Source organism: Kitasatospora misakiensis (assembly GCF_042656005.1).
Lineage (GTDB): Bacteria > Actinomycetota > Actinomycetes > Streptomycetales > Streptomycetaceae > Kitasatospora > Kitasatospora misakiensis.
On sequence record NZ_JBHSOF010000034.1, the window covers coordinates 1 to 10,736 of the forward strand.

10 protein-coding genes are annotated in these 10,736 nt (G+C 71.1%); 1 reads left to right on the forward strand and 9 read right to left on the reverse strand.

Going from position 1 to position 10,736, the window contains the following annotated elements; genetic code table 11:
- Positions 1–256: 256 nt before the first annotated feature.
- The 3 genes from ACFP3U_RS23660 to ACFP3U_RS23670 all read right to left on the reverse strand — a co-directional run bounded on the left by ACFP3U_RS23660 (position 257) and on the right by ACFP3U_RS23670 (position 1,585).
- Positions 257–751 (reverse strand): hypothetical protein, encoded by a 495-nt coding sequence (locus ACFP3U_RS23660; RefSeq protein ID WP_380227635.1) that lies wholly within the window; start codon positions 749–751, stop codon positions 257–259.
- Positions 752–1,080: 329 nt separating this feature from the next.
- Positions 1,081–1,380 carry a hypothetical protein gene (locus tag ACFP3U_RS23665; RefSeq protein WP_380227636.1) on the reverse strand — a complete coding sequence of 100 codons (300 nt, stop codon included), beginning with the start codon at positions 1,378–1,380 and terminating at the stop codon, positions 1,081–1,083.
- Positions 1,295–1,585: an NUDIX domain-containing protein gene (locus ACFP3U_RS23670; protein ID WP_380227719.1), complete on the reverse strand. Its 291-nt coding sequence runs from the start codon at positions 1,583–1,585 to the stop codon at positions 1,295–1,297. Before ACFP3U_RS23670 ends, ACFP3U_RS23665 begins: the two co-directional genes overlap by 86 nt.
- Between ACFP3U_RS23670 and ACFP3U_RS23675 the strand changes: the two genes are divergently transcribed.
- Positions 1,569–1,715 carry a hypothetical protein gene (locus ACFP3U_RS23675; protein ID WP_380227725.1) on the forward strand — a complete coding sequence of 49 codons (147 nt, stop codon included), beginning with the start codon at positions 1,569–1,571 and terminating at the stop codon, positions 1,713–1,715. The genes ACFP3U_RS23670 and ACFP3U_RS23675 overlap by 17 nt on opposite strands.
- Before the next feature lie 53 nt (positions 1,716–1,768).
- Here the strand turns inward: ACFP3U_RS23675 and ACFP3U_RS23680 are convergent, their stop codons facing one another.
- The 6 genes from ACFP3U_RS23680 to ACFP3U_RS23705 form a co-directional block, all read right to left on the reverse strand.
- The gene (locus ACFP3U_RS23680) at positions 1,769–3,214 is read right to left on the reverse strand and encodes an AMP-binding protein (RefSeq protein ID WP_380227637.1); all 1,446 of its coding nucleotides are present in this window, start codon (positions 3,212–3,214) and stop codon (positions 1,769–1,771) included.
- A gap of 6 nt (positions 3,215–3,220) precedes the next feature.
- A complete protein-coding gene (locus ACFP3U_RS23685) occupies positions 3,221–4,507 on the reverse strand; it encodes a DegT/DnrJ/EryC1/StrS family aminotransferase (protein WP_380227638.1) in 1,287 nt (428 codons plus the stop codon).
- Complete coding sequence (locus ACFP3U_RS23690; protein ID WP_380227639.1) at positions 4,497–5,300, reverse strand: DUF4037 domain-containing protein; 804 nt, start codon at positions 5,298–5,300, stop codon at positions 4,497–4,499. Before ACFP3U_RS23690 ends, ACFP3U_RS23685 begins: the two co-directional genes overlap by 11 nt.
- 167 nt (positions 5,301–5,467) lie before the next feature.
- Positions 5,468–7,390, reverse strand: a complete 1,923-nt coding sequence (locus ACFP3U_RS23695) for an ATP-binding cassette domain-containing protein (protein WP_380227640.1) — start codon at positions 7,388–7,390, stop codon at positions 5,468–5,470.
- Positions 7,387–9,612, reverse strand: a complete 2,226-nt coding sequence (locus ACFP3U_RS23700; RefSeq protein ID WP_380227641.1) for an ABC transporter ATP-binding protein — start codon at positions 9,610–9,612, stop codon at positions 7,387–7,389. The genes ACFP3U_RS23695 and ACFP3U_RS23700 overlap by 4 nt, the downstream gene beginning before the upstream one ends.
- Entirely contained in the window at positions 9,609–10,703 is a 1,095-nt protein-coding gene (locus ACFP3U_RS23705) for a sedoheptulose 7-phosphate cyclase (RefSeq protein WP_380227642.1), read from the reverse strand. The genes ACFP3U_RS23700 and ACFP3U_RS23705 overlap by 4 nt, the downstream gene beginning before the upstream one ends.
- Between the last annotated feature and the right edge of the window lie 33 nt (positions 10,704–10,736).

A 10,736-nucleotide genomic window follows, 5' to 3' on the forward strand; every position in this document is an offset into this window, starting at 1 on the left:
CCACGCCGCCCGGGACGATCACCGGCCGGCCTTCCGAGGCCACCAGCAGGTGAGCGAGCACCCGGCCAGCCGCCGCGGCACCGGCCCCGTAACGCCCGCGGGTGCACAGATCCCGGTTTGCCCACCACCGCGTTTGGGGTGCGGGCCCAGGGTCCCGGCATGACAAGGCCCACCGCCGTCACGGCCCGCGCTCGCACTACCGTAATCCCTTTGCCGCCGCGGACGTCCGCTCGGCCTCACCGCGCAGGGCGCGGTCTCAGATTGCAGGCCCAGCGACCCTCAGAATGGGGAACCGCGGGCAGATTTCAGGTTCTCGGGTCAGAGACAGAAGGTCGTCTGGCGGATACCCCTCCCGCTGAACTGCCAGAGCATACTCTCTTGCCTGGGACAGGTTGAGCGCAGGTGCACATCTTCTCAGGTGGCGGACCGCCGCGATCTGCCCACCTTCCTGGAGCGCCGCACGCGTGGACTCGACAAGTTCGTCCGGTCGCCGGATCCCCTTGAATTGCTCACGGAACATCGCCTGCCAGTCTTCGGTTCGAAAAGTTTCTCCCGGGATTTGATAGATTCTTCCGTCTTCACCGTCGGGCGTGGGATTATTTTTGAATCGGGCAGAATGCCAGGCGACGATCCACCCCACAGGGGTCTCACGGACCCCGATGACCGCCAGCTCTTTCCCGGCCTGTTGCCTTTCCATCAGCAGGGCCTCGACAAGCGCGACGGCCTCGAGCCTGGGGATACTAATTTCCAAACCCAAACTCCGATCCCAAAAGGCGGGCATCCAACGCGGGCAGCTTCCCAGGCAGCCTCAAGCGCACGGTCCCCCTATAGGCCACCCGGACGAACCGGGCGGCCGATAGGGATTCATAATCTTATGACGATTCCCCGGGATTCGTTGCCCCAGGTCCGCACATCACTCACGATTCCGGACGCCCGCACCCTCGTGGCGCGGCGCAGCGGCCTTGGTGCGATGCGGGTCGGCTCGTGCACCGTCGGGGCTCGCGCGCCCCCCTGGAGTCGCCGCTCCTCGAACGGCTCCGTGAGGTTCTCGGGTCGGCCGGAGCGCCGGGGTGGTGCGGGTCAGATCCAGGTGTAGTTCTCGTCCGTGATCGGCTCGAGCTCGAACCTGTGCACCGGGGCGGTCGGCGTGTCGAGCTGGGCGATCTGCCTGCCGATGGGCGGGAAGAGCGGGAGGGCGTCGACCGTGCGGTAGTCGTGCCACTCGACGGTGCCGAGTTCGTGTCTGCCGTCGGGGAGTTCGTCGAACTCCTGGGTGGCGAGGCGGGCGCGGACCTCAGGGGTGACGTGGAGGCGGTAGATCAGGTGGAACTTGCGGGGCGGCGGGGTCGGGCCGGGGCGGGTGATCCGGGCGTCCGCCATCCAGATCAGCTCCGGGGCGGTGGAGGCCAGGTCGCGGGCCGAGGCCGAGTTCCTCCTCGAGCTCGCGCAGGACGGCCTCGCGGTAGTCCTCGCCGTCGTGGACGTTGCCGCCGATGGTGGTGTAGTGCACGGAGTCGGCCCGGTCCCGTCGCAGCAGCGCGACATCCGTGCCGCAGAAGACCAGGCCGGTGACGCGGACCTTGATCCTGCTGAACGGCTCGGGCGTCTCGCTTCGGTGGCGCTCATGGGCGTGGTTCTCCTCGGTGGGGATGGTGGTGCGCTGGAGCTGCCCGCGGGCCTCCCGGCTCAACGGCGGGGAGGAGTCGGCGGGTTGAGGAGGTCCAGCTTGCTCCGGGGAAGCCGTGAGCGTCTCGTCCCCGCGGCGGTGTTATCGGGGTGGTGCGATCAGGTGGCGCAGGGTGTCCTTGTGGAGTTTGCCGGCGGGTGTGCGGGCCAGGGTGGGGACGAGGCGGAACTCGCCGGGGGTTTCGCGGGGGGAGAGGCGGGTGAGGCAGTGGGTCGTCAGGTCGAGGGGGGTGGGGTGGCCGGTGTCGGGGTGTCGGGGGACGACGAGGGCGATCAGGCGGGTGCCGAGGGTGTCGTCGGGGACGGGGACGACGGCGGCGTCGGCGACGGCGGGGTGGTCGCGCAGGGCGGTCGTGGCGCGGTCGGTGTGCACGTTCTCGCCGCCGATGACGACCATGTCGTCGGCGCGGCCTTCGAGGTAGAGGTAGCCGTCCCCATCCAGGCGGCCGAGGTCGTGGACGGTGCGGAAACCGTCCCGGTCGGACGGGCCGGCGGTGAGGGTGAGCGTCGGGGGCGCCGAGGTACGCATGTACACCGTGCCGAGTTCGCCGGCGGGAAGCACCTCGCCGCTGGGCTCGTCGAGGATCCGGACGCGGGTGAAGAAGCCGCGCCCGACCGTGCCGGGGCGGCGCAGCCATTCGTCGGCCCGGCACAGGGTGACGCCGATGCCCTCGGTGGAGGCGTACATCTCGAAGAGGCGCTCGGCGCCGATCGCGTCGATCCAGGCGTGGCGGGTACGCGGCGGGCAGGGTCCGGCCGTGTGCAGGACGCCGCGCAGCGCGCCGAGCGCGTGCGGGGCGCCGGCCAGCAGGGGGGCGAGCAGGTGCATGTGGGTGGGTGTCAGCTGGGTCCACGCGGGGCGGTGGCGGGCCATCGCGGCGAGGACGACGGCCGGGTCGAACAGGCGCGGGGCGAGGATCGTGTTGCCGCTGAGGACCGCCTCGACCAGGTGGGTATAGGGGGCGGCGTGCGACCAGGCGCCGGCCACCAGGTGGGCCTGGCCGGGGCGCCATCCGGTCTGCTGGTAGAGCAGCGGCGCGCCCCTGGCCCCGTCCCAGGCGGGTGCGCCGGGGCGCAGCACCGGTTTGGGGGTGCCGGAGGTGCCGCCGGTCAGCAGCACCGCACCACCCCCGCCGCCCGGCCCGAAGGCGACACCCCGGCGGGGTGCGGGGGCCAGGACGGTGGCGTCGAGGCCGGTCACGGCTTGGCCGGTACGTTCGGCGATCGCGCGGGCGGCGTCCTCGACGGCCGCACGCGGCAGGGCCGGTTCGGTGACCAGCGCGGTCAGCCCCGCCCGCAGCACCGCGAGCAGGTCGACCAGGGCCCGGGCGCCGGTCGGGGCGGGCACCAGCACCGCCGCCGTGCCGCGCGCGGGCAGCCGGCCGGCCGCCCGCGCGCTGGCCTCGTCCAGGGCGCGCCAGGTCAGCGTCTCCTCGGCGCCGAGGTGGTCCACGGTGATGAGCGCGGCGCGGGCGGGACGGTCGCGGGCGAGGTCGCGCAGCCGCTGGTCGAGTCCGATCAAGGCCATCGCCCCTCAGCCCTTCGCCACGACCGTGTGGACCAGGTCCGCGATCCGCGCGACATCGGCCGCGCCGATCCGCTCGTTCCACCACAGCACCACGGCCCGGTCGGTGAACCCGCGCATGCCGTCGAAGCCCTCCGCCGTGGCGGGGCGCCGGCCGGTGGCCGCGGCGCTCTCGCCGACCAGCCGTACGGCGTGGCGGTCGAACAGGCTCTTGGTGAACAGCGGCAGGTGCAGGTAGCAGGGCTGGACGACGGCCCGTCGCGCGTCGAGTTCGGCGTCCAGGCGCTCCCGTACACCCGGCAGGCGGTGCGGGTCGACGCTCAGCAGGTACTTCCAGTACGTCTGCACCTCGCCGACGCCGCTGCTCGGCGTGGTGAGTGCGGGGATGTCGGCGAGGGCGGCGGACAGTTCCCGCGCGCGGGTGATGCGGGCGGTGACGAAGCCGGTGAGCTTGTCCAACTGCGCGCACAGCACGGCGGCTTGGAGCTCCGTCATGCGGGCGTTGGCGCCCACGATCGGGTGGTCCTCGGTGCGGGAGCGGACGCCGCCCTCGACACCCTTGTTGATCCACGAGCGGACGGGGGCGATCAGGCCCGGGTCGTTCACCAGCATCAGCCCGCCCTCGCCGGCGGAGATGTGCTTGGTCTGCTGGGTGCTGTAGCAGGCGATCGCGCCGAAGGTACCGACGGGGACGCCGGCGTGGCGGGCGTCGTAGGCCTGCGCGCAGTCCTCGACGATCAGCAGGCGGTGGCGTTCGGCGATCGCGGCCAGGGCGGTCATGTCGCACGGTTTGCCGACCAGGTGGGTGACGACGATCGCCTCGGTACGCGGGCCGACCGCGGCCTCGACGGAGGCGGGGTCCAGGTTGCCGGTGACCGGGTCGACGTCCGCGAAGACCGGCACCAGGCCGGCCGCCACGATCGGCGCCACACCACCGATGTCGGTGAGCGGAGTCGTGATCACCTCCGCGCCCCGGGGCAGGCCGAGAGCGACGAGCGCGGCCTGGATGCCGGAGGTCGCGGAAGAGCAGGCCACCGCGCCCGCGGCGCCGTAACGGGCGGCGAACGCCTCCTCCAGCCGGCCGACGAAGCCCCCGGAATCGGACAGCAACCGCCCGGAGGTCAGGACCTCGGTCACCGCGGCCAGCTCCTCGGAGCCGAAACTGTGGCCCGACGCGTCCTCCTCACAGGGGATCCAACGCCCCGCGGGCGTCTCACCGGTGGGTGTCACCGTGGCGGGCGTCTCGTCGGTGGATGCCTCATCGGCCGGCTCAGTGGTGGGTGTCTCAGTGGTCATGGCCCCACCAGTCCTGGTCCGGGAACTCGGCCGTCACCAGGGCCGCCGTCTCGTCGATCAGGGCGATCAGCTGCTCGCGCTGGCCGACCAGGTCCGCGGCCGCCTGCGCCGGGTAGAGGATCCGCGTGATCCGTTCCTCGGCCTTCGACGGGAGGATCGAAAGTGTGGAGAGCAGGCGCAGGTTGTTGCCGTCACCGGGGTAGTACGCGCGGTTCAGCGCGGCCAGGACCTGGACGACGTGGTGCACCAGCTTCGTGGTCAGCCCGGCGAGGAAGACCAGGTCCCCGCGCCGCGCCTTGTTGCGGTAGTGGTAGTCGCCCCGCCAGTACAACAACGCCGGCAGGTGACGGCGGATCGTCGCCAGCCGGACCGCGTCCGGATACGGCACCAGCAGCGAACGCCACCGGCCGACCAGATCGTGCGCGTCATAGATCGGCACCTGCCGGGCCAGGTCGGCCAGCGGATGGTAGCCCCACACCGTCCAGATCAGATCGTCGGGCACACCGTGACCGGCCAGCCAGGAGTCCACACACGCGTCGACCTCCCCGACGGTCCGAAACCACGGCTCGTCCAGGACCACGCCGCGCTCGTCCCACCGCCGACGCAGCGCCTGCCACCGGGCCTCCCAGCCGGGGCCCGCGTCCGGGCGCGGCTTGTCCGAGTAGAAACGGAAATCGACGTCGGAGAGGGCATCCGAGGTGCCCTTGCTGATCGAGCCGCTCAGGGTCAGGGCGAAACGGCCGGTGTCGTAGTCGCCGAAGACCTCGAGCGCCTCGGCGGCGGCGTCCAACACCGTGCGCGACAACTCCCCCGCGGCAGACGCAGGAACGGCGCCCTCGGGCACGGCGGCCTCAGCCGCGGGCGCGGCGGACTCAGGCACGGCGGGCACGGGCGCAGGCACAGGGGCGGCGGGCGTGGGCACGGGCGTGGGGGTCGGTTCCAAGGTCTCTCCCGGGGTGCTCATGCGCTGCCCGCCCCGGCGGGCGGGGCAGGTGCGCGGGTCATAGGGGCAGGCGTGCGGGGCGCGGGGTCGGTCGTGAAGTCGGACGTCGGGTCGGGCGGGGGGTCGGTCGAGGTGTCGGTCGGAGGGTCGGGCGTGGGATCGAGGAGGGCGTCGCGCTGGCGGATGTACATCCGCGCGTACACGTCACCACGCGCCATGAGCTCCTCGTGCGTGCCCGCCTCGTGGAGGCGGCCCTCGCGCAGCACCACGATCAGGTCGGCCGAACGGACGGTGGAGTAGCGGTGCGTGATGGCCAGCGTGATCGTGCCGTGGGCCGCCGCGCGTCGCCGGGCCAGGGCGGCGTTCTGCTCGAAGATCCGGTGCTCGGCGATCGGGTCGAGCGAGGCGGTGGGCTCGTCGAGGACCACGAGGAGCGGGTCCGGGCGCATGCACGAGCGGGCCAGCGCCAGGCGCTGCCACTGTCCGCCGGACAGGTCCGTGCCCTCCCCGGCGCCGCCGAGCCGGGTCTCCAGCCCGCCCCGGTGGCGGGCGAGCACCTCGTCGGCGCCGCCGAGTCCGACGGCCGCGAGGATCCTGGCGTCGTCGTCCAGCGCGCTCAGGTCGCCGATGCCGACCGCCTCGCGGATGGTGGTGGGCAGGCGGACGTAGTCCTGGAAACACGCGCTGGTGCGGGTGCGCCAGGCCCGCACCCCCCAGGAGGCCAGGTCCCGGCCCTCCACCGTGACACTGCCGGCAGTGGGCTCGTACATGCCCGTCAGGACCTTGACGAGGCTGGACTTCCCGGACCCGTGGGCGCCGACCACCGCCACCAGGGACCCGGCCGGCAGATCCAGATCGAGGCCGCTCAGGGCGTCGCGTGCGGCGCGCGGATAGCGCAGGCCCACCCCCCGCAGCGAGATCCCGCCGGCCAACCGGACCGGCAGGTCGCCGGCCGCACCGGCGGCGGAGTCACCACGGCGCACCTCGTCCACGATCGACTCGTGGATGCGCGCCACCCGGCCGCCCCGCACGACCTCGGCGGTGCCGTTGACCATCGCCACCGCGATGCCCTGGAACTGCAGACAGACCGTGATCAGAGGAACGGTGTCCGCCGCCGGCATCGCGGCGCGCCCGATACCGACGTAGAGGATCGCGATGAAACCGGCGCTCAGCACCAGCCAGGCCACCGCGAGCGCGCGCCCCGCCGCCACCTGGCCGCGCAGACGGATCGACGCGCCGCGGTCGGCATGACGGTGGTACTCCTCCAACACCGCCGGCATCGCACCGCTGACCCGCAGTTCGCTACCCGCCGCCGGGTCCACGACCGTCGCGAGCAGACTGTGCGCCGTCCGCTCCCACCGCGAGGCCCCGTCCTCGGCCCGCGCCGAATGCTCCAACGCGCGGGCCGAAGCGTAGACCAGCGGCAGACACAGCGGCACCAGCAGCATCGACAGGCCCGGCCCGGTACCGATCGCGGGCAACGTCAACGCCAGGCCGGCGGCGACGACCAGAAGCTGGGCACCGCCGGTGAACGCCGACACCACCACCCAGCCGTTGAGCCCGATCCGGATCCGGTCCAGCGTGTCGGGATCCTCGAGATGGTCCACACCCAACCGCTCCGCCACCGCCCGCAACAGGCGGGTAGCCAGACCCAGGCCGGCCTGTTCAAGGATCTCGATACGCAACAGGTAACTCTGGAACAAAGCCTGCGCCGACAGCGCCAGAGCGCACGTGGCGGCGGCGGCATAGCCGAGGGCCTCGGCGGTGTGCCCGTCGGTGACGGCGATGATCAGATCACGCAGGAACCAGGCCAGCAACGGCTGGCAGAGCGCGAGGCCCACCCAACACAGGATCAGGAACTGGAACTCACGACGCCGGATGGCCCACAGAATCCGGGCCGTCTCACGAAGCAGGACCAGATTACGGCGGATCGTCTTCACGGGCGGTCCCTGACCGGCAGCACGGGTGCGTTCCCGGGTACGTGCGCGGGGGCGGGTGCGTCCGCGTCCTCGGGTGTGCTCGCGTTCTCCGGTGTGTCCACGTTCCCGGGTGCGTCCGCGTTCCCGGGTGCGTCCGCGTTCCCGGGTGCGTTCTTGACCTGGGATGCGCCCACGCCCGCGTCCATAGGTGCGTGCGCGTTCCCGCGTGCGTCCTCGGGTGTGCTCGCGTTCTCCGGTGTGTCCGCGTTCCCGGGTGCGTCCGCGTTCCCGGGTGCGTTCTTGACCTGGGATGCGCCCACGCCCGCGTCCATAGGTGCGTGCGCGTTCCCGCGTGCGTCCTCGGGTGTGCTCGCGTTCTCCGGTGTGTCCGCGTGCGCGTCCGCGTCCGCGGGCGCGCCGGTGGGGTCTTCGTCGGCGCGGTAGTGCTCGGCCTGCGCGGCGTACATGCGGGCGTAGCCGCCGTCGAGGGCGATCAGCTGGTCATGGGTGCCGGATTCGGCGACGGTGCCGGAGCTCAGCAGGACGATCCGGTCGGCTCGGCGGGTGGTGGCGAGGCGGTGCGAGACGATGATCACGGTGGCGGACGCGGTGAGTCGGGCGAGTTGGCCGAGGACGAGTGCCTCGGCTTCGGCGTCGAGGTGGGCGGTGGGTTCGTCGAGGACGATGATGTCGCGTCCGGCGTGGACGGCGAACGCGGCGCGGGCCAGGCCGACACGCTGCCACTCGCCGCCGGAGAGCTGCACGCCGCCGTCACCGCCCGTGCCGAGGCGGGTGTCCCAACCGTCGGGCAGTCTGGCGAGCAGGTCCTCCAGGCCGAGTTCCGGCAGGACGGCGTCGATGAACTCCCGATCGTGGCGGCGTTCCGGTGCGCCGAGCACGACGTTCGCCCGCAGCGACAGTTCGTAGCGGACGAAGTTCTGCAGCATGACCGCGACACGCCCACGCCAAGCGGTGGCGTCGACGTGGCGCAGGTCGGCGCCGTCGACCGTGACCCGCCCGGTAGTGGGCTCGTACAGGCGGGTGAGGAGCTTGGTGACCGTGGACTTACCCGCACCGTTCGGGCCCACCAGAGCGAGCGTCGAGCCGGGCGCGATATCGAGGTCCACGCCGTACAGAACGCCGGCGTCGGTACCGGGATAGTGGAAACCGACATCCTCGAAACGCAGCCGCGGCGGGGCAGCGGAAACGACCGCCACAACGGGTGCGCCCTGCCGGCGAACGCGTTCGGCCTCGGCACGACGCGTACTGACCTCAAGGACCTCCGTCGCCGCGCGGTGAAACGGCCGGGCGTGTTCGATCGCGAGGTTCTCACCCCCGGGCTCCGCCAAACGCCAAGCCGTAAGAATCGCCGCCAACGCCGACACCGGCGCGGCGCCCGACAGGTCGTGACGCGTCACCACCAGCGCCAACGCGGCGAACATACCCGCGGCACCGATCGTGAAGGGAAGCCAACTGGTACGACTGGCCCGACGCCGACCCCGGGTCACCGGCTCGAAACGCGCCGCGGCCGCGTCCAGGAAACGACCCAGCGACCAGTCCGCGAGACCGAACACCCGCAACTCCTTCGCCGCGGCCGGATCGATGTGGAACTGCCGCCAATACTCGTACCAACGCGCGGGCACCCCGACCAAACCCCAGGACTCGTAGAGGTAACCGAAAGAACGCTGCTGCAACCGACGACGCAACACCAACGTCACCGCCGCCACCAAAGCCGCCCACACGGAACGCTCCGCCACGATCACCAGACACCAACAACAAGCAAACGCCTTGGCCGTGAGCGACACAGCGGCCGCGAGCGCGTTCGCGGGAGTGTGTCCACGCTGATCATCACCAAGGACCGCCAGATTGCCACGCATCGTCGACGTCTCACCGTGCTCGATCGTCGCCGGCCGATACAACGCCCGAATCACACGATCACGGAACGCCACATCGATACCACGCACCAACCACGACTGCACCGGATCGACAGCGAGTTCCAACACCCGCTGAACAGCAAGCAGAACACCGAGCAGAAGCAACGCAGACAACACCACACCAGAACGCCCCGAACCACCCGGACGATCCACCGCATCGAAAACACCCGCGAAAGCACCCACCAAAAACACCGGAAACACCGCCTGCACCACATGAACACCAACCAAAACCGCCAAACGACGCCAACCCGCAACCACCAACAACTCCCCATAACGACCCAAGACACGCACGAAGGGGCGCACGCTCACACAGCCCGTCGCAGCCGGCGAACAGCGGCAGCCAGTTCGGCCCTGGTGAGGTCTTCCAGGAAGGCGTGTTTGCCCAGGTCGATCGGGACCGGCAAGTGCTGGGCACCGTCACGGTGATGCACCACCTCGGCGAGCGCCGTCCAGAGTTCGTCGACGTCCTCGAACGCTCGATGGCGCACCGGCAGCGCACAGCGCCGCATCACGGCGGCGATGTGCGGGAGGGTCTCGGTGGCCAGCAGACCTCGCCCGGCAGCGATACTCGCACCGAGCAGACAATCCAGAGCGACGGCGTGACCGTGGTGCAGGCCGGTACGCATCTCGATCAGAGGGCTGAAACTGTGGCCGAAGTCGACGCGGCGGGCGAGGTTGTCCTCCCACAGGTCGTCGCTGAGCTCGGCGACCATCAGCTCCAGGGCCTGACGCATCAACGCGGCGGCGTCGGCGCTGGTGGCGAACCACTGCGGACTCCAGTCCGCGGGCAGCCGGGCGAGTCGAGCGAAGAGGTCCTCGGAGGCGATGAGGGCGAGTTTGAACACCTCACCGAGACCCTGGGAGATCTGTTCGGACGTCTGGGTGGCCAGGAAGCCGTGGTCCACGACGGTCAACGCGGCGGGCCAGAACGTCCCGAGCCGGTTACGGAAACCGTTGTGGTCGACACCGGTCTTGATCGCGGCCGAGACGTCCACCTGCGCCAATAACGTGGTGGGCACACGGATGTAGGGCACACCACGGCGGTAGATACTCGCGGCGAAGCCGACCAGGTCGCACAGGACACCGCCGCCGATGGCCAGGACGGGGCTGGAGCGGCGCGGTATCCGGCAGGCGTCCATCGCCTCGACCACGCGCAGCGTGGCGTCGAGGGTCTTGTTCTGTTCGCCGGCGGGCAGGCGCAGGATCCGGTGCGCGCTCTCGGCCAGCAGGGCTTCGATCGCGGGCCCGTACGTGGGCCAGAGCGCCTCGTCCACCACCACGAGCTGTTCGCCCGTGTGTTCCTGAAGCACCCTCCGCAGTGGGCCCGTCGGCGCGAGCGCCTCGCCGCTGGCCACCACCGAATACCGGTGATGTCGGTCGCGCGAGACGGTGATGGACATGACCCTCCTCGAAAGACATCGGATGAATCAATG

Coding starts and splice junctions, on each gene's coding strand:
- ACFP3U_RS23680 (WP_380227637.1), bottom strand. CDS start 3,214: ATGGCCTTGATCGGACTCGACCAGCGGCTGCGCGACCTCGCCCGCGAC.
- ACFP3U_RS23705 (WP_380227642.1), bottom strand. CDS start 10,703: ATGTCCATCACCGTCTCGCGCGACCGACATCACCGGTATTCGGTGGTG.
- ACFP3U_RS23685 (WP_380227638.1), bottom strand. CDS start 4,507: ATGACCACTGAGACACCCACCACTGAGCCGGCCGATGAGGCATCCACC.
- ACFP3U_RS23665 (WP_380227636.1), bottom strand. CDS start 1,380: ATGGCGGACGCCCGGATCACCCGCCCCGGCCCGACCCCGCCGCCCCGC.